General features: G+C 34.2%; 20 protein-coding genes and 1 other RNA gene. 9 read left to right on the top strand and 12 right to left on the bottom strand.

Translation table 11 applies throughout. From position 1 onward, the window contains the following. Positions 1-48 precede the first annotated feature (48 nt). From Q0951_RS06330 to Q0951_RS06305, 6 genes are all read right to left on the bottom strand, one after another. Positions 49-657 (bottom strand): hypothetical protein, encoded by a 609-nt coding sequence (locus Q0951_RS06330; protein ID WP_299335537.1) that lies wholly within the window; start codon positions 655-657, stop codon positions 49-51. 74 nt (positions 658-731) lie between these two features. Then, the gene (locus Q0951_RS06325) at positions 732-2,297 is read right to left on the bottom strand and encodes a right-handed parallel beta-helix repeat-containing protein (RefSeq protein ID WP_299335536.1); all 1,566 of its coding nucleotides are present in this window, start codon (positions 2,295-2,297) and stop codon (positions 732-734) included. Positions 2,298-2,413: 116 nt separating this feature from the next. Next, positions 2,414-3,145, bottom strand: a complete 732-nt coding sequence (locus Q0951_RS06320) for a hypothetical protein (RefSeq protein ID WP_299335535.1) — start codon at positions 3,143-3,145, stop codon at positions 2,414-2,416. Between the two features lie 94 nt (positions 3,146-3,239). Then, complete coding sequence (locus Q0951_RS06315) at positions 3,240-3,629, bottom strand: acyl-CoA thioesterase (RefSeq protein WP_367179746.1); 390 nt, start codon at positions 3,627-3,629, stop codon at positions 3,240-3,242. A gap of 38 nt (positions 3,630-3,667) precedes the next feature. Then, the gene (locus tag Q0951_RS06310; RefSeq protein ID WP_299335534.1) at positions 3,668-4,810 is read right to left on the bottom strand and encodes a carboxypeptidase-like regulatory domain-containing protein; all 1,143 of its coding nucleotides are present in this window, start codon (positions 4,808-4,810) and stop codon (positions 3,668-3,670) included. A gap of 72 nt (positions 4,811-4,882) precedes the next feature. Further along, positions 4,883-5,914, bottom strand: a complete 1,032-nt coding sequence (locus Q0951_RS06305; protein ID WP_299335533.1) for a glutaminyl-peptide cyclotransferase — start codon at positions 5,912-5,914, stop codon at positions 4,883-4,885. A gap of 88 nt (positions 5,915-6,002) precedes the next feature. Here Q0951_RS06305 and ffs point away from each other — a divergent pair. The 5 genes from ffs (at position 6,003) to fsa (ending at position 8,625) form a co-directional block, all read left to right on the top strand. Beyond that, positions 6,003-6,101, top strand: an RNA gene (gene ffs, locus Q0951_RS06300) — signal recognition particle sRNA small type. 62 nt (positions 6,102-6,163) lie between these two features. Then, positions 6,164-6,967, top strand: coding sequence for an SDR family oxidoreductase (locus Q0951_RS06295; RefSeq protein WP_299335532.1), 804 nt, complete (start codon positions 6,164-6,166; stop codon positions 6,965-6,967). Positions 6,968-7,014: 47 nt separating this feature from the next. Continuing rightward, entirely contained in the window at positions 7,015-7,434 is a 420-nt protein-coding gene (locus tag Q0951_RS06290; RefSeq protein ID WP_299335531.1) for a hypothetical protein, read from the top strand. Between the two features lie 2 nt (positions 7,435-7,436). Further along, a complete protein-coding gene (locus Q0951_RS06285) occupies positions 7,437-7,763 on the top strand; it encodes a hypothetical protein (protein WP_299335530.1) in 327 nt (108 codons plus the stop codon). Between the two features lie 208 nt (positions 7,764-7,971). Continuing rightward, complete coding sequence (fsa, locus tag Q0951_RS06280) at positions 7,972-8,625, top strand: fructose-6-phosphate aldolase (RefSeq protein ID WP_299335529.1); 654 nt, start codon at positions 7,972-7,974, stop codon at positions 8,623-8,625. 37 nt (positions 8,626-8,662) lie between these two features. Here fsa and Q0951_RS06275 read toward each other — a convergent pair whose 3' ends face one another. Further along, positions 8,663-10,102, bottom strand: coding sequence for a hypothetical protein (locus Q0951_RS06275; RefSeq protein ID WP_299335528.1), 1,440 nt, complete (start codon positions 10,100-10,102; stop codon positions 8,663-8,665). Between the two features lie 190 nt (positions 10,103-10,292). On the opposite strand from Q0951_RS06275, the gene Q0951_RS06270 reads away from it, so the two are divergent. Beyond that, the gene (locus Q0951_RS06270) at positions 10,293-11,918 is read left to right on the top strand and encodes an ABC-F family ATP-binding cassette domain-containing protein (protein WP_299335527.1); all 1,626 of its coding nucleotides are present in this window, start codon (positions 10,293-10,295) and stop codon (positions 11,916-11,918) included. An 8-nt stretch (positions 11,919-11,926) separates the two neighbouring features. Here Q0951_RS06270 and Q0951_RS06265 read toward each other — a convergent pair whose 3' ends face one another. Continuing rightward, positions 11,927-12,163 (bottom strand): DUF2007 domain-containing protein, encoded by a 237-nt coding sequence (locus Q0951_RS06265; protein ID WP_299335526.1) that lies wholly within the window; start codon positions 12,161-12,163, stop codon positions 11,927-11,929. 434 nt (positions 12,164-12,597) lie between these two features. On the opposite strand from Q0951_RS06265, the gene katG reads away from it, so the two are divergent. Further along, positions 12,598-14,826 (top strand): catalase/peroxidase HPI, encoded by a 2,229-nt coding sequence (gene katG, locus Q0951_RS06260; protein WP_299335525.1) that lies wholly within the window; start codon positions 12,598-12,600, stop codon positions 14,824-14,826. Between the two features lie 81 nt (positions 14,827-14,907). Then, complete coding sequence (locus Q0951_RS06255; protein ID WP_299335523.1) at positions 14,908-15,381, top strand: ankyrin repeat domain-containing protein; 474 nt, start codon at positions 14,908-14,910, stop codon at positions 15,379-15,381. Positions 15,382-15,445: 64 nt separating this feature from the next. Here the strand turns inward: Q0951_RS06255 and Q0951_RS06250 are convergent, their stop codons facing one another. From Q0951_RS06250 to nhaC, 4 genes are all read right to left on the bottom strand, one after another. Next, a complete protein-coding gene (locus Q0951_RS06250) occupies positions 15,446-15,703 on the bottom strand; it encodes a hypothetical protein (protein WP_299335521.1) in 258 nt (85 codons plus the stop codon). After that, positions 15,684-15,998, bottom strand: a complete 315-nt coding sequence (locus Q0951_RS06245) for a co-chaperone YbbN (protein WP_299335519.1) — start codon at positions 15,996-15,998, stop codon at positions 15,684-15,686. Before Q0951_RS06245 ends, Q0951_RS06250 begins: the two co-directional genes overlap by 20 nt. A gap of 5 nt (positions 15,999-16,003) precedes the next feature. Beyond that, complete coding sequence (locus tag Q0951_RS06240) at positions 16,004-16,648, bottom strand: peroxiredoxin (RefSeq protein ID WP_299335517.1); 645 nt, start codon at positions 16,646-16,648, stop codon at positions 16,004-16,006. 189 nt (positions 16,649-16,837) lie between these two features. Further along, positions 16,838-18,346, bottom strand: coding sequence for a Na+/H+ antiporter NhaC (gene nhaC / locus Q0951_RS06235; RefSeq protein WP_299335515.1), 1,509 nt, complete (start codon positions 18,344-18,346; stop codon positions 16,838-16,840). A 100-nt stretch (positions 18,347-18,446) separates the two neighbouring features. On the opposite strand from nhaC, the gene Q0951_RS06230 reads away from it, so the two are divergent. Beyond that, complete coding sequence (locus tag Q0951_RS06230; RefSeq protein ID WP_299335513.1) at positions 18,447-19,469, top strand: metal-dependent hydrolase; 1,023 nt, start codon at positions 18,447-18,449, stop codon at positions 19,467-19,469. The last annotated feature ends 67 nt before the right edge of the window (positions 19,470-19,536 follow it).

Below are 19,536 nucleotides of genomic sequence, written 5' to 3'. Positions count from 1 at the left end.
TGAAAAGTAATAAAATAACTCAGACAATCTTGTTAACTGCTTGTTAATCTATAGTTTCGCAAATAGGTCTTCTATGGTTTTAAAGTCGCGCCTTTTGTAGTTTTTGTTGTCTCTTTTGTTGATATAATTGATCAAATCCTTTTTCGGTCCGGAAGCCCAAAAATTAAATATATCTTCAATGGTATTATGGTCTTTAACTAAGACTCTTCCAACTAAAATACCTCTAAAAGGATTAGTTGAGCCATCATATATTGCTGTGTGCTCATCTTTTTTGTAAACTTCGCGATATAACAATTCATGATCTTTTAATGGTACAAATCTGGAGGATAGCGCTTGATCTCTGTATTCACCATATAAGACAACAGATTCAATCTCCTGATTAGAAATATATTCATATCCATCATCGGTTGATAAGATTGCAGCGTAGGTTTTGGCTTTTGCATGATTTAGACTAATAGAACCTCTAAGTGTATCTTGATTTTTCAGATAGATCTCACCATCATAAAATTTTGAATCATTGTTGTTTGCTTCTAGAAACTGAAGCGTCAATAGATTTGTTTGAAGGATTTGCTGTTCAGTATTCTGCGCTTCAACTAAGTTTGAAAAAGATAAGATAACTAATAGAATACAAGTTTTGTGTAGCGTTTTTGTGATCATGACTAGTGTTTTTAAAGTTAAATACCACTTTAAAACGCATCAATAATTATTCCATAAAGATTACATTCAAGTAGTTAATCCTCATCAAAAGTCACATGCTGATAGGCACCTATGTCAGGTGGTGTTGTTCTGTTAACGCCAAGAATATCAGTAGTAATAATAAATGCAGGATCACCTTCTGCATTGGCTCCCGAATTTTCGCCAATCATGAGCATGTTTTCAAAAGGTGCTTTAAAATCTGGATCGTTATTAAAAATACAGTTGTCGTATAGATCAGGATTATTAATATTGAAATTATCACCACCAAAGAATCCACTTGGATCACTAAATCTAATCAGGCAATTGGTAAACTTAAAATCAAAATCGAAACCACTACTGGTTGAAATTTCATCTAAAAAGATTTCAGGATTATCATTTCCGAAGATGATACAGTTATTAAAATTTGCTTCAACTAAATCATTACCTTGATCCATACCATTTTCATCAGTGACATAGTTGTTAAGCAATACCGATGGAAATTGTCTGGAACCTGTATTCCAGTAGTTAGCGATGGTACAGTGGGTAAAATTATACTTACCGCCAAACGTTCCTGCAAAAGATGACTGACCAGAATTATTAATTACTACATTTTCACCAGCAATAGATGTAGCGCGACCTAATATTCCGAAGTTACTAGAGTTATAGATTTGTGAGTTTGTGATGGTTAATTTATCATCTACTGCATCTTGATTGCCCTCACATAATATACCAACAGTACTGTTTTTAATTGTTGCATAGTTGATATCATTATCAACACTACCATTAAACAACCATATGGTTCCCCATTGTCCAGGAAGGTCTTCAAACAAAGGCTCTAATCGATCACCTTCAAAAATCACTTCATTTTCAAGTGCCTCTTGATCTGTACTTAGCGCACCATTTATTTTTAAGGAAGCATTATTAGTTACTAATAGGCCTGAATTGGCATGAAAATGTACTCGAGCTCCAGCTTCAACAGTAAGAATATCACCTTCATCTACAGCTGCATAGCCGTAAATTACATAAGGTTTTTCGTTAGTAAATGTGAGTTCATCATCTTCGAGAAAACGACCTTGAATTGTAGTGTCGTCTGGTGTGCCGTCGCCATCAACATCAAAAGATAGTGTTTCTATAATTCCTGTGGTTTCGTCTCTGTCTGGATAGATAAATATAGCATCTTTGATAAGCGTTACCAATTCTACTTTTTGCAGATTGTTACCACTATCAAATTCTATAGCATCAGTATATAAAAATTCCAAACTGTTTAGAGAAAGCGTTTGGATGTCTGCAGTAGTCTCTACAAAAATGAATAAACTATCATTTGCTAATAACTCTACGTTTTCAAATTCTTTTCCTGGAAGTCCGTCAACATTTAATCTGTAGTTAGACGCTTCCCCTTGACCTAAGCGAACTGTTGGAATAGAAATATCTTCATCTGTTCTGTTATATACTTTAAGATTATAAGTACTGGATCCAATATTGGTAAAAATGGTATCCAGATAAACGGTGTCTTTAGAAAACTCTAAGTTTCCAGTGCTTGGCGAGAAGTCGAAATCTTTACGACAAGAACTCCAAAGCATTAATATACATATGGTAAAAAGAAAGGATAATATTCGTTTCATTTGCTGATATCTAACTCTTAAACGTATGAATGGCTATTTAAATATGCCTTTAGGCACTAAAAGTATAACTTTTGAAGTCATCTTTTAGTATGAAGCGTAAAAAAATAATTGAGAATCTAATCTTTTTCATAGTCTTCAACAAGTTTATTAAAGGCTTTACTATGGATTAAAAGTTCATCCAGAAGTAGAAATTCGTTGTCTTTTTCAAGAAGGTAGAGGTCCAAGTGTTGCGCACTGCAATATTCAAAAAAGAGAAATTCATAGATTTCTGAAATATGAAGTTCGTTGCGCAAAAAAGGTGTTGTAAATAAAGTGCTTTCAGTAAATACACGCTGCAGATCTTCAACCTCTATTTTTTTAATTTCAACTTGTTTCTTTTTGAAAAGTTTACCGATAGCTCTTACCAAACCAATCACATCAAGAGTGGGCTGAAGGTTCTCACCACTGTAGACCAAAGAAGGCTTTTGAAAATCTAAGGTTTGAACTTTTAAGTTACTTTGAAAGGCAGTAGTGTCAAACTCTTTTTCATTAACCTTTGTAATTTCAACTTCATCTAATTCATTCGTTATTTTTTTAAGTTCGATAACAATGTCTTCCTCAAAATCACTTTGCTTTATTACGTAGGTTTTTTCATAATGGAAATATGAGCTAATGATTAGTGTGTCATTGCGCTTAGCACGTATGCTAAACAGTCCTTTACCATCAGAATAACTCAATACATTTTGAGTTGTATTGATGAGTTTGGCTCCCTTAATTGTAGTTTCTGCATCATATATAATTCCTTTTACTGTTTGTGCACTAGAGAAGATTGGAACAATTAAAAAGAAAAAAAATTTAAGTGATTTCAAAAGTCTTGGTTGATGGTTGTTATCTCAAATTAAGATAATTCTCACGACAGTGTATCAACTCTTAAGATAATTTAACAAGTACTTTAATTATATTTTAACTAAAAAGTGAATTGATTGTTTCTGGAATTCGATAAGGTCTGTTGGTTTCATGCGACATAAAACACCAAATGGTTTCTGATGTGGTTAGCAGCTTTTGAGTTGTGGCATTATAAATTTCAACTATCCTCGTGGATCGTACACCTTTGGAGGAGGTGACATAGGTTTTTAGTAAAAGTGTATCTCCTAGAACAGCCTCAGCTTTGTATTGGATATGATGACTAATCATCACCCAATAGTAGTTTTTACGTGTATCTTCGGAAGATTTGAGTAACCAGTGTGCTTCAGCCAGATCCTGAACCCATTGAACATAGTGTACGTTGTTAACATGCTGTCTTGAGTCTAGATCTGCTTCGGAAACGATAAGTTCTTGTTCATGAATTTGCATTGTGGTATGATTCTGAAATAGAAACTTAAAAGTATCATTTATTCCTTCTTTCTGAAAATATTAGCGATGTTATATAGAAATTTCCCAAGTGATGTTCGCTCAATCTCACCATTTTTAATCTTTTCTCGATGTTCTTTTCGTTTTCTTTTATAGAATTTAAAATAGTTTTTGGTTCGTTGTTGTTGCTCTGCTTTATAATCTTCATAACCTTCTTTATTGTAATAAGGGTTTGAAACATATTCTTTTGATGAGTAAGGAGCATAGTCATAACTTACTACATATCCTGCTACAATCATACCAACTTCACCTAGTGTGCCATCAAATTCCATAGCAATATTAATTTTGTCATTAACACCAATGACTCTCTCTGTATCTGTCATGCCAACATAAGAAAACACCAAGGTTTCGCCAGGTTTAACTTCAATCTTATACAGTCCGTCAAAATCCGTTTGACAGCCTCTTGTGGTACCTTTTACAATGACGCTCGCACCTGGTAATGGTAAGCCATCGTCTAAAGTAAATACTTTACCAGAAACCATAAAATTTGGTGATTCATCAGCTTTAGTTAAACTGACATTGATTACACTTTTATCTGAGATGACACGCTCCTCAATGATATGGTCCACATAGGAAAATATCAGTGTGTCTCCAACATTGGCTTTAATTTTATAAATACCGTTTGCATCGGTTTTAACAATAATAAGTTTGGAGTCTTTAGATGATTTGACTGATACTGCTGTACTTTGTAATGGAAGTCCATCACTAGATTTTGTTACAATACCAGTAATTTCCTTTTGTTTAAAGAGTGATTTAGCAATTTTTCCTCTTACCATGTTTTGCTTCGAAGATTCTACCCTAAGTCTTTTTGGTTCGCCTTGAGCTTCAGCGTCTTGTGTTCCAATACTTAAAAAAGCAAAAAGGGTAGAGGCTACAAATGATAAATAGTTGTTTTTCTCTTTTCGACTTAATACCAATTCTCGATTGAGCTGTGTAGATTTGAACCGACCACAAAGATTGCCACCAGATTGCAATGCTTTAACAATAGATTCGTCAGTTTTTGAAGTAAAATCATGAACTGTCTTTTGGCATGAGGCACAATGCCGACCTTTTTGGTTTGGTGTCATTGTATTCCAGTCTTCATGACATGGCTCTGGAATCTTGATTTTTAATGCTGTTCTCATAGTCCAAAGAACTAAAAGGAGCGCAAATAATAAAAGTAAGAATGAGTGAACTAGTGGTTTGAGTGAGGGAAATTATTTTTCTAAAATTTCAACCTCAAATAATTTGTCCCAACGTTTTCCGGTTACAAATAAGGTATTGGTTTCTGGGTTATAAGCAATACCATTGAGCACATCAAGACCATTGTGTTGAGTTACTAATTTACGTAGAGGCGAAAAGTCTATCACACCTTCTATAGCACCATTTTTTGGGTTGATAATAGCCACACCATTTTTTTGATAACGATTGGCATATATTTTTCCGTTTACCCATTCAAGTTCATTTAACTCAACAATTTTGCCTTTATTAGTGTAAGCTTGAAGTTTGTCTTCCTCAACTAAAGTTTCTGGGTTAAGCAGCCATATTTGTTCAGTTCCATCAGATTTGTATATTGTTTTACCGTCATTACAAATTCCCCAGCCTTCTTTGCTTTTTCCATATTTAAAACTACTTTTCTTTTCAAAAGAATTGAGGTCATAAATAAAGCCTATATTTTCCTGCCAAGTCAATTGGTAGATGTTATCATTTAAAATAGTTAGTCCTTCAGCAAAATATTGGTTTGCAAGATTTATATTGTTTAAAATTTCACCAGTTTTATAATCTACCTTTCGCAATTTAGACTCGCCATACTGACCAGTACTCTCGTAGAGAACTCCATCATGAAATTCTAAACCTTGTGTATATGACGTAATATCATGCGGATATTCATTTATGATTTTGTAACCATAAACTTTTGGCTGTTTATTATTTAATATTGTGATTTTAGTTGTGATATCTTCAAATGTATTATCATATTGAACCTTTGCTGTTATAATATGAACACCTAGCTTCTCATCGTCTATTTTAAAACGTCCCTCTACAGGTTCTCCATTAAATTTATAGTCTACTCCAGAAATCACCAAATCTTTAGGGTTATTTAGGGTCAATTCTACATCATCTCCAATGCTAACTATATTTTTTTCGAAATTAGTAGAAATTGTTAAGCCAGATTTTTGTGGCTGCGTATTGCCACATGAAATCAAGACAAGACTTAAGGTGGTGATTATGAAAGCTTTAATTGAGTGCATTTTTGATTTGATTTTGTTGCAAGTTATTTAATAAAATTCAGTTTAAAAAATGATTGGAAAAGTATTAAAAGATTGTATCTTTGCAGCCGGGCAAGTCCTACACAACCAGCTCCTGCTTAATCCTCCAGGTCGGGAACGAAGCAAAGGTACGCGGTCGTAGCGGTGTGATGTAGGTAGCTTGCCTTTTTTTGTACCCAATACTTTCCTATATATATTGTACTTTTGAAATCAAATCAGCCAAGTTATTCTATGTCTAAAGTTGTTTTAATTACAGGAGGATCTTCGGGAATTGGAAAGTCTGTCGGAGAGTTTTTATCTCAAAAAGGATATACCGTTTACGGAACCAGTAGGTCTCCTGAGCGTTATCCTGATTCTAAAATAAAATTGGTTGCATTAGATGTTACAAATATGGAGTCTATTTCAAAAGCAATTACTACAGTAGTTGCTGAGTGTGGATGTTTGGATGTACTCATTAACAATGCTGGTGCAGGTATTACAGGGCCTATTGAAGAAATTCCTAACGAAGAGATTAAACGAAATTTTGACACCAATCTATTTGGACCTATTAATGTTATAAAAGCTGTACTGCCTCAAATGCGCAAGCAAAGCTCTGGATTGATTATAAATATTACTTCTATTGCTGGATATATGGGATTGCCATATCGAGGTATTTACAGTGCTAGTAAAGGAGCTTTAGAATTGATTACTGAAGCTTTTAGAATGGAAATAAAAGATTTCAATATTCATATGACTAATGTTGCTCCAGGTGATTTTGCCACTAATATTGCTGCTGGGCGTTATCATGCTCCAGTTAGAAACGAATCTCCATATGAGCAAACCTATGGAAAAGTGCTAAAAGCTATAGATGAAGATGTCGATAGTGGTGATGATCCTATACTAGTGTCTAACATGATCTACAAGATCATTAATACTTCTAATCCTAAAATTCATTACAAAGTAGGAGCTTTTATGCAAAAGTTCTCCATTGTTTTAAAGCGTATCCTTCCTGATAAGGTTTATGAAAAATTATTACTGAATCATTACAAATTATAATTTCGGTATGTTTTTTGAGGAATATTTTTCCAAAATAATCTATCATAATGAAACGACTATTACCTCTACTATTAGTTCTAAGCCTATTTTCATTCACATCTTGTGAAGACTTCTTTGATTGTATTGTAAATCGTAGACCAGAGCTCCCAAATAAATCATTTGGAGTAGGAACTATTGGTGTTTATTACTACGAAGAATTTGATGCTGAAATTAAGAACGAGCCGCGTGATAATGATTATGGTTACGAATTTGAGGTTGATAATGGGCTTCCAGATGGTTTAGTGATGATTCAAAATTATAGAACGGTGTCTTTTGAAGGAACACCAATGGAAACAGGAACTTTTAAGTTTACAGTCTATTTGTACGTTGACCCTCCAATCAATTATGATTTTGAAACAGATGCTTATGATGATCCGTTGTGCTCTGAATCTACATCTAAAGAATACACGATTATCATAGGCGATTAAAAATGATACCATCGTGTAACACAAAACAGCTTAAAACTCTGTTGTTTTCTTTGAGTGTAATGACATTCATAAGTTGTGAAGATGTTCTAGATTGTCTAATCAACAGTAAATCACCAGAATTACCTGAAGTTTATTTCAATAATGCCATTTATGGTGATTATTATTATCAAGAATTAGAAGCAGAGATTAGAAACGCCTCTAATGATGATGAGTATGACTATTTCTTTGAGTTAGAAGGTCAACTTCCAGATGGTATAACGATGTCTGTAGATTATAGAACAATTATTTTTGAAGGTGTTGCACAGCGAGCTGGAAGCTATCATTTTTAGCTCTTTTTAGAGGTAGAACCTAATGATTACTCAGGAGCATATGACGACGATATGTGCACAACTTCTACTTCTAAGGAGTACACAATTAGCGTTAATTACCTTTAGATATTTCATTGTTAATATCATTTGATAATATGTTCTTCGGAAGGTGTGATAAAATTGTAAATTCGTGCTCATAATTTAAAACACAACTATAATATAACTACACATGAAATTTTTTATTGATACAGCTAACTTAGATCAGATCAAAGAAGCTCAAGATCTTGGTATTTTAGATGGTGTTACTACCAATCCATCTTTAATGGCTAAAGAAGGCATTACAGGTCATGACAATATTATGAAGCATTATGTTAACATTTGCAATATTGTTGATGGTGATGTGTCTGCAGAAGTCATCTCAACCGATTTTGAGGGTATGGTCAGAGAAGGGGAAGCGCTTGCAGATTTACATGATCAGATTGTAATTAAATTGCCAATGATCAAGGATGGCGTAAAGGCATGTAAGTACTTTTCAGATAAAGGTATTAAGACAAATGTAACATTGGTTTTTTCTCCAGGTCAGGCCTTATTAGCAGCTAAAGCTGGAGCCACTTACGTATCTCCTTTTATTGGGCGTTTAGATGATATTTCTACAGATGGATTGAATCTCATTGCAGAAATTAGAATGATTTATGATAACTATGGTTTTGATACTGAAATATTAGCAGCGTCTGTTCGTCATACGATGCATGTTATTGACTGTGCAAAACTAGGAGCAGATGTTATGACTGGACCTTTGAGTTCAATTGTAGGATTGTTGAAACATCCGTTAACAGATATAGGCTTAGAGAAGTTTCTTGCAGATTACAAGAAAGGCAACTAATCACATTTCAGAAAAAAAAGAAAAAGAGGCTCTTGAATTATTGGTTCAGGAGCTTTTTTTTGTTTGAAGCTAAAGCAACTTCAATATGTTCTTTAATATTATCGCTAAATAAGTCTGCATTAGACTTTATTATATTTCGATTACTATCTACAATAAGAACCTTTTGAGAATACGCAATAGCAAAAGTCTTTACGGCCTCATTAGGATTCTTGAATATGTATTCATTTTCGGTAGGGTATTTGAGCAAATTCAATGTCTTTTTCCAAGAACTAGAATCCATATCATTAATATTAATCGCAATAAATTTCATGTCTGGATATTGAACTTTCAGTTTTTTCATCATGTAATGATTATTTCTGTAGCTCATTTTGAAATTTGAAGACCAGCAGTAGATTACTGTTGGTTGTTTAATAACCGAATGAAGGTTGAGTTCTTCGTTATTGAAATCAACAATATCAATTTCCGGAATTTTATTTCCTGGATATAGATTGATTGTGGCGTCTACTAAATTGGTAAGGTAGTCTTTCTTGTCTTCATCAGTGCTTAACTCTAGATAAGCGTCTAACATGCTTTTTGATTTAGCAGCATTATCACTATTAAAGATAAACTCCCTGGTTGTGTGCATGAGGACATAGTTCTTGATTGTTTTGTTCTGAACAATGCTGTCAATCATCTTCAATTTGTCAAGATTATAAGTTAAAGCATGCCTGTCGAAAACTTGATGAGTTCCATCACTATAATATTTTTGAAGCGCTATATTTTGAAAGTGCCAGAGTAAAAATCTGTTATATGAATACATGGCACTTAAGCTTTCATCGTTGAAGTCTACATCAGATCTGTAATCATAAAACCCTTCAGGCAAGTCTTTAAAATGAATAAGTTTATTATTTCCGAAGTAACCAAAAGGATACATTTCCTTATAGGCATAGTAATTATAGTTGATTCCAGATTCAGCTATTTTCTTAAACAATTCTGAGGTTTCGTGAGTAGCTATAAAACGTTCAAGATTTTCAAGACGCTGAGATTTCAGTTTATTGATACGTTTATCATAAGCTTCAGGTTCAAGGTACTTTTGCTTAGATAATGTCTTGCTTTCAATTTCGTTATTTAAAAACGCTTTAATTAAATAATTGTTTTTCTTAGAGCCTGTCCCTGTATAAACCAAAGATTCATCAAAATCGTTTGTATTAAGTCTAAACAATAAACTGTCATTTGGTTCAACCAAAAACGTTTGATATTCGCCTCCATGAGTAAATGAATACAAACCACTTTTGAGGTTTTTAATTTTGTGTATGAACCTATTGTTATTATCTAAGTAAATGGTGTCACGATCAGTTTCGTTACTGTAAAGTGTGATATAGTTGTTATTAGGGTTTATAATTTCTCCTCCAAAATAGGCATGATCTCCTTTTTCAGAATTAGAATTACAACCTAAAAAAAGGGAAGTAATTAAACATGTAACTAAATATAGTTTCATAGGTATTTGCAATCGTAGGTAGTTTGTATGTGTAACAAAAATAAAGTTTGAAAATAGTAACTCTTGTTAATACGTTGTTAAATATTGATTTTACTGCTAATATGCTTTAAAATACTGTCTAAAAATAAGTGCTATTAGTTTCTTTCAATGGATTGAATTTTCTACTTTTGCAAAAAATAAAATACGCCTTATGTTATCAGTGTCTAACCTTTCGGTTCAGTTTGGAAAAAGAATTCTTTTTGATGAAGTCAATACAACGTTCAATAACGGAAATTGCTACGGAATTATTGGAGCCAATGGTGCAGGAAAATCAACTTTTTTGAAAATTCTTGCAGGAAAACAAGATCCTACTTCTGGTCATGTTCATTTAGAACCAGGCAAACGTATGTCGGTTTTAGAACAGAATCACAACTTATACAATGAGCATACAGTTCTGGAAACTGTAATTATGGGTAATAAACCTTTGTATAAACTGAAGTCTGATATCGATGCGTTATATGCTGATTATACTGATGAAAATGCCGAAAAAATTGGTGAGCTACAGGTAGAGTTTGAAGAAATGAATGGATGGAATGCCGATAGTGACGCAGCAGCTATGCTTTCAAACTTAGGGATTAAAGAGGACTTACATTATACCTTAATGAATGATTTGGATGGAAAACAGAAAGTTCGAGTACTATTAGCTCAAGCTCTTTTTGGAAATCCTGATGTTTTAATTATGGATGAGCCTACCAATGATTTGGATTATGAAACAATCTCTTGGTTAGAGAACTTTTTAGCAAACTATGATAATTGCGTTATTGTGGTATCTCACGACAGACACTTTTTGGATGCTGTTTGTACACATATTTCTGATATAGACTTTGGGAAGATAAATCACTTTTCTGGTAACTACACGTTTTGGTACGAGTCTTCTCAATTAGCGGCAAGACAAAGAGCACAACAAAATAAAAAGGCAGAAGAGAAGAAGAAAGAATTAGAAGAGTTTATTAGACGATTTTCTGCTAACGTTGCTAAATCTAAGCAGGCAACTAGTAGAAAGAAAATGATTGATAAGTTGAATATTTCTGATATCAAACCATCTAGCCGACGTTATCCAGCAATTATTTTTGAGAGAGATCGTGAGGCTGGAGATCAGATATTGAATGTTGAAGGTTTAGCAGCATCAATAGATAACGATATATTGTTTCAGAATATTGATATCAACCTTACTAAAGGAGATAAAGTTGTTGTTTACTCAAAAGATTCTAGAGCAACAACAGCATTTTATCAAATTATTAATGATAAAGAAAAAGCAGATGCTGGGAAATTTTCTTGGGGAATTACAACGTCACAATCATACTTACCACTAGATAACAGTGAGTATTTTGATAATAAATTAACTCTTGTTGATTGGTTGCGTCAATGGGCAACAACAGAGGAAGAGAGAGAAGAAGTTTACATACGTGGATTCTTAGGAAAGATGATCTTTAGTGGAGAAGAGGCCCTAAAAACTGCAGATGTATTATCTGGAGGGGAAAAAGTACGTTGTATGCTGAGTCGCATGATGATGTTGAGAGCTAATGTATTAATGTTAGATGAACCAACCAATCACTTGGATTTAGAGAGTATTACTGCATTTAATAACTCGCTTAAAAATTTCAAAGGAACAGTCATGTTCACAACGCATGATCATGAATTTGCTCAAACCGTTGCGAATAGAGTTATAGAACTAACACCTAGCGGAATCATTGATCGTTACATGACATTTGATGAGTACATGAGCGATAAAAAAATCAAAGAACTCCGAGATAAGATGTATGCCGTTACTACTTAATTGAGTTTTTAAGCTTCCATTTCAGATTTTACACGGTCCAGAATTTCATTAGCTTTTTTAAGTTCGTCATTATGGACGTATATTTCTTGGAAACCTTGATTCATTGATGCGTAGCCTGCTAATCTTTGAGACTCTCCTTCATCTTTAACAATTGGAACAATGCCTTCAGATTCAAGTGCAGCTTTGACTCTTGTTACTAAAATGAAGTTTCCTCCGTAAATCTTTGTGTATTCAGTTTCGTTCATTTTTATAGGTTTTAATTGTACTATAAGTTACAAAAAACTTCGCAATTATTTTAATTAGATATGAGTAACTAAAACGTTAAAGTTTTTATAATGCTCATTAGTTTTGTTTAACTTAATCGTATATTTGTTGAACAATAAAGTAAAATTATCGCTAGATAATATTTTGATTGATTTAGTTAGGTTGTTTAAAAGCCACGTTTGATTGACGTGGCTTTTTTCATTTTTAATATTCTTGATCCTTAGATTTATCCATTTTCTTTTTTTGATAATTCCTTAATCTTTTAACAGATATAATTTAATAGTAATACGATAGTAATTCAATAATATAAATTTTGTCAATTTTAATATAGGTTATTAAAATATTTCCTAGCTGTTTTTTAGTCGCGAAATTTCATAACTTTAAGACTGAAACAATTAATCATTAAAATTTAATCATGGATAACAACAATACCGATGCATTTGATATCAATAATAGCGATGCTAGTCAATGTCCTTTTCTAAGTGGTACACAAAAAGAAACCGCTGGCGCTGGTACTAAAAATAGAGACTGGTGGCCTAATGAATTAAAGCTTAATATTCTTCGCCAACACGCAAAGAAGAATCATCCTTACGGAAAAGATTTTGATTATGCTAAGGCATTTAGTAGTATCGATTATGAAGCATTAAAAAAAGATTTGGAAGTTCTAATGACCGACTCGCAAGATTGGTGGCCTGCTGATTATGGACATTATGGAGGATTAATGATTCGTATGGCTTGGCACAGTGCAGGAACTTATAGAGTAGGAGATGGTCGTGGTGGTGCTGGAACAGGAAATCAACGTTTTGCTCCAATTAACAGTTGGCCAGATAATGGTAATTTAGACAAAGCACGATTACTCTTATGGCCAATCAAACAAAAATATGGTAGCAAATTATCTTGGGCAGACTTAATGATTCTTGCTGGTAACGTTGCTTTAGAGTCTATGGGATTCCCAACATTTGGGTTTGCTGGTGGGCGTGAAGACATTTACGAACCAGAGCAAGACGTATATTGGGGAAGTGAAACAGAATGGGGTGAAAATGCTGCGAGATACGATGGAGAACAAGACCCTTTAAAAAGAGATTTAGAAGATCCACTAGCAGCGGTAATGATGGGATGGATTTATGTGAATCCGGAAGGACCAGATGGAAAACCTGATCCGATGGCTTCAGCACATGACGTTCGCGAAACCTTTGGTCGAATGGCAATGAATGATGAAGAGACTGTGGCTTTAGTAGCTGGTGGACACACCTTCGGAAAAGCGCATGGCGCAGCAGATCCAGGTCAGTATGTCGGTGTAGAACCGCATGGTGCAACCATGGCAGAAATGAGTACAGGGTGGAAAAACACCTACCAGTCTGGAGTATTAGAAGATGCTATAACTTCAGGTATTGAAGGGGCATGGACTCCAAACCCTACACAATGGGATGATGACTATTTTGATGTTTTACTCAATTATGATTGGGAGTTAACTAAGAGCCCAGCAGGAGCTCATCAATGGACACCAACTGCCGAATCTGAAGCACGCATGGCTCCAAGAGCTGGAGGAGAAGGAAAGCAGGCATTAATGATGACAACTGCTGATATTGCCTTGAAGACTGATCCAGAATACTTAAAGATTTCTAAGCGTTTCCATAAAGATCACAAAGCATTTGAAGATGCTTTTGCTCGTGCATGGTTTAAACTAACTCATCGTGATATGGGACCAAAAGATAGATATGTTGGTCCAGAAATCCCTTCGGAAGATTTAATATGGCAAGATCCAGTTCCAAAAGTAAACTACAGGTTAAGTGATTCAGATATTCAATCCCTTAAGAATATGATTTTGGCTTCTGGCTTATCTATTTCAGAGTTAGTAAAAGTAGCATGGGCTTCGGCTTCAACTTATAGAGATTCTGATAAGCGAGGCGGCGCAAATGGAGCACGTATTGCTCTAGAACCACAGCGTAATTGGAAAGTTAATAATCCAAAAGAGCTAGACAAAGTATTAAGTGTTTATCGTGGTATTCAAAAAGAGTTTGGTAAAGAAGTTTCTCTGGCCGACTTAATCGTGTTAGGTGGAAGCACCGCTATTGAAGAAGCAGCTAGAAATTCAGGTCATCATGTCTCAGTGCCTTTTGCACAAGGCCGAGGCGATGCAAGCCAAGAGATGACTGATATTGAGCAATTCAATTATTTAAAACCTGTTGGTGATGGTTTTAGAAATTACCAAAATGCGAATGTAGACGCTAAGGCAGAAGATTTACTAATTGATAAAGCTAATTTAATGTCGCTTACTATTCCAGAAATGACAGTTTTAGTTGGTGGAATGCGTGTTCTAGGTACTAATTTTGACAATTCAGAATATGGTGTATTTACAGATAATGTTGGAAGCTTAAGTAATGATTTCTTCAAAAATATACTTGATATGACCTACACATGGAATGCTACTTCAGACAAAGAAACGCATTTCGAAGGACGTGATCGTAGAACAGGTGAAGTAAAGTTCAAAGGGACACGTGCAGATTTAATATTTGGATCTAATACCGAATTAAGAGCTGTTTGTGAAGTCTATGGCGCTAATGACGCTCAGGAAAAATTTGTGAATGATTTTATTGCTGCCTGGACGAAAGTAATGAACTTAGATCGCTTCGATTTAAAGTAATTAGTTAAACCTCAAATAATTGTATGGAAAGGAATGGGTTGTCTAGACTACACATTCCTTTTTTTAGTAATAACATGTTCAATGAAAGACACAGCCCTTTTTTATGAAGCGATACGCTCTGGAAATCACAAGCAACTTGAAGCTTTTTTAAATGTTAATCCAGAATTAGCCAATAGCAGAGATTCAAGAGGTTTCACTCCTTTAATCTTTGCGACATACTTTGATAATGAAATCGCAACTAAAATTTTAATAGATCACAATGCAGAAATAGACACACAAGATGGTACTGGAAATACTGCGCTTATTGGTGTAAGTTTCAAGGGAAATGAAAAATTAGCAAAGTTATTGATTGATAATGGAGCAAATATCAATGCTATTAACTCCATGGGTACTACAGCACTAATATTTGCAACAATGTATAATAAAGAGCAAATTGTCAAACTTTTATTAGATCATAATGCAGACAGGTCCATAAAGGATAATGAGGGAAGAACAGCTTATGACCATGCATTGGAAAAAGGATTTAAAAATCTATTGAACCTTCTTAAGTTATAAAATAGATTGCTAGAAATAAAAAAAGCCACTTCGATTGAAGTGGCTTTTTTATTCTAATATGATATTAGTTGTCAATAGAACCCATGACGCGTTGCATAAATGCATTTAGCGCCTCTTTTTTTGATGTTCCGTCTTTCACCATTTTGTTAACTTCTAAAGCACCATACATATTAGAGATTAACTCTCCAATAACATCTAGTTCTTCATCTTTTAATGAAGGAACTTCGGTTAGGTTCTCCAGGGTTTCAATGGTTTCAACTAAGAAATCTTCATCATTGTCCTCAATAAACTGTGACAAATGTTTAATTACAGGTAACTTCATTAACTAGATCTTTTAAAATATCAAACTTGTTGGTTTGAGTTTGGTTAATAAAACTTCCGTTTTTAAAAGTTGCGAACGTCGGTAAGTTATCTACTGTTGCTAATTTTCTAGATTCAGGAAATTTTTCTGCGTCAGCCATCACAAAAGTGACGTTTTCATGTTCCGAAGCTAACTTTTTAAACTTTGGTTTCATAATTCTACAATTACCACACCAACCAGCAGAGTATTGAACAATTACGGTATCATTTTGTGATACGAGTTCAGTTAAGTTATCTTGTTCTAATTCTTTTAACATAATAATTAGTTTAAGTGAGCAGCAAGGTACTCAGCAGTATCTTTTGCATTTGGTTTCATTGCGTCTTTTCCCTCTTCCCAGTTTGCAGGGCAAACTTCACCTTTTTCCTGTACATGAGTGTAAGCATCAATTAAACGTAAAAATTCATTGACGTTTCTACCTAGCGGCATATGGTTAACACCTTCGTGAACTACAGTTCCTTCCTCATCAATAATGTAGGTTGCTCTGTATGTTACATTGTCTCCTTCGACAGTTACTACTCCAGTCTCTTCGTTGTACTGTTCATTAGTAATATCAAGGATTCCTAGAGTTGATGCCAGATTTCTGTTAGAATCTGCAAGAATTGGGTAAGTCACTCCTTCTATTCCGCCATTATCTTTTGCAGTATTTAACCATGCAAAGTGTACTTCAGGTGTATCACATGACGCTCCAATAACAATTGTGTTTCTTTTTTCAAATTCACCTAGGGCAGCTTGAAACGCGTGTAATTCTGTTGGGCAAACAAAAGTAAAGTCTTTTGGGTACCAGAATAACAATACTTTTTTCTTGTTGTTGATTGCTTCTTCAAGAACGTTGAGTTTAAAAGTGTCACCCATTTCGTTCATTGCATCTACATTTAAATTTGGAAATTTTTTTCCTACTAAAGCCATATCTATAGTTTAAGTTGTTAATATTAATTTGTACAAAATTACCTATAAAATAAGGGTGTTGGAAATAGGTATTGATTATATTAAATTATGAAATAATAGTATATAAAAATGGCTTCAAAAAAGCAGGTCTTTTTTTAGCTATTTGATAAATAAAGGCTTGTTAAATTGAGAAGTCTATAGTTTAGATATCTAAAAGCTATGAAAACTGAGGTTTGGTTTTAGCTGTTTTATTTTAATTGAAAATGCAGCGAACAGTAGAGTCATAAACGGACTAATAATACTGAAAAATGCATAAGGTATGTACGCAGTAGCTCCAGCATAACCAAATAACACTTTTGAATGATAAGCTCCACAAGTATTCCATGGAATCAAAACAGAAGTTACAGTACCAGAATCTTCTAGCGTTCTACTTAAATTTTCAGGCGCAAGTCCTCTATCTTCATAAGCTTTTTTGAACATTTTTCCAGGAACTACTAATGCTAAATATTGATCTGATGCTGTTAAATTTAAGGCTAGACAACTAGCTACAGTGCTTGCAAATAAACCAAACGTAGTTGTTGCCAATTTCAGTAAGGCATCTGTAATTCTGGACAAAGCTCCAATAGCATCCATAACACCTCCAAAAACCATAGCACAAACAATTAGCCAGATGGTTCCTAACATACCTTTCATACCACCAGCAGTAAATAGATCATTAAGTTCGGCGCTTGAGGTTGTAACTGCTGTATCTACAGTTAATGCATTCATGACTCCTTTATAAGCTGATTGAAAATTTAAGGATTCAGCACCTGCTATTTCAGCAACAATATTAGGTTGCGCAATAATAGCGGCAATTCCTCCAAAGAGTGCTCCAAACAATAATGCAATTAAAGGAGGTGTCTTTTTTACAATCATAAAAATAACAATCACTGGTACTATGAATAGCCATGGACTAATATTAAAAGCACCATCAATAGCCTCTAATTTATCTGCTATTTGAGGTGTGCCTGTAGTGTCTAAATTCAAACCTATAATTATAAAAATAATGAGGGTTAGCACTATCGTAGGTATTGTGGTTAGTGCCATATACTTAATATGACTAAAAAGTTCGCCACCTGCCATAGCTGGCGCCAGATTTGTGGTGTCACTTAATGGAGACATCTTATCGCCAAAATAGGCTCCGGAAAGTACAGCACCTGCAGTCATTCCTATCGATATACCTAGAGTTTCACCAATACCAACCAGTGCAATACCAACAGTAGCAGATGTGGTCCAAGAACTTCCTGTGGCAATAGAAATGATAGCACAAATTACGACACATGCTGCAAGAAATATGGTAGGATTCAGTATTTGTAAGCCATAATAGATCATAGTTGGTATAATACCACTAATGAGCCAGGTGCCTGCAAGCGCACCAACCATTAATAGTATAAGTAAGGCTCCAGTAGTTGATTTTACATTTTCTGCAACCTCCTCCAGCATTCTCTTATATTTAACCTTATTAAAGAAACCCACTATAGCAGCTACAGCAGCTCCCATTAATAGAATAAACTGATTACTTCCACTTAACGCATCATCTCCATAGACGTATATATTATAAGCAAGCATACCAACCAAAGCAAATACAGGAATAAGAGCTTCCCAAATATTTAATTCGGTATTATCTATTATTTTTTGATCATCAAGTTTGATTTCTGAAATATTATTCTCGTCTTCCATGTGCTTAGCTTAGTTTTGGTGTTGTAATGTTACGATAATGTTACCTATTCTGCAAATCGGATGAGATGCGTATTTTTGCAATTCAACTGTTGGTCGATATATGGATTCATTAACTCAAATTGTTTTAGGTGCTGCATGTGGAGAAGCTGTTTTAGGTAAGAAAATTGGAAACAAAGCTTTACTATTTGGGGCCATTGGAGGCACCATACCTGACTTAGATGTTTTGGTAGGAAGCCTATTACATAATAATGAAATTGATGCAATGCTTTTTCACAGAGGGTTTATGCATTCTATTGTATTCTCAATTCTGGCAGCATTACTTTTGGGTTGGTTAGTTCATAAACTATACGATCAGGGAAAACGATTGAACACAACCACCAGAACAGATTGGATCTCTTTATTCTTTTGGTCCTTATTTACGCATCCTATTTTGGATTGTTTTACTCCATACGGCACTCAATTATTTGCTCCATTTTCAAATTATCGGGTAGCATTTAATAATATTGCTGTAGCTGATTTAGTTTACACAGTGCCTTTTTTGTTGTGTATGATTATTATGATGTTTTTTAAGAGACAACATCAGCGTAGACGTTTATGGTTGAAATTAGGGATAGGTATAAGTTCTGCATATATGCTTTTTACCATTTTTAACAAGTTCTATATCGATCGTGTATTTGTCTCTACTTTAGCTGAAAAAGGAATAGTGTATGACCGTTTTAGCACACAACCTACCATCTTAAATAATATTCTTTGGTATGGCATTGCAGAAACCGATGATAATTATCAGGTTGCTTTTTATTCTTTATTTGATACTTCAGATCAATTTTCAGAATGGCAAACTATTCCTAAGAAGCGTCTTGAAACTAAAACTTTTGAAAATGATATAGCATGTTTAGCCTGGTTTAGTAATGATTACTATAATGTTGAACCTTCGGTAGATGGAGAGTTTATCTATAATGATCTAAGATATCCACTGGTCAAAACTAGAAATGGTTATAAAGCTGTTTTCAATTTGAAACTATATGAATCTAATGGCCGATTAGACATGAAACCCTTTGCTCCAGAAATGGAAGATTTTAGTTTTACCATATCAGCACTATGGGAACGTATGAAAGGGATATAGTCTTTTTTATATTGAAATTTAATTAAATAGCTTCATTTTAATATGCTTAAGAGTCAATAAATCAGCA

Origin of the sequence: uncultured Psychroserpens sp. (assembly GCF_947501425.1) — a bacterium.
In the GTDB taxonomy this organism is placed as follows: domain Bacteria; phylum Bacteroidota; class Bacteroidia; order Flavobacteriales; family Flavobacteriaceae; genus Psychroserpens.
The sequence above is the reverse complement of the archived record's forward strand: the minus strand, read 5'-3'. Positions and strand labels throughout refer to the sequence as shown.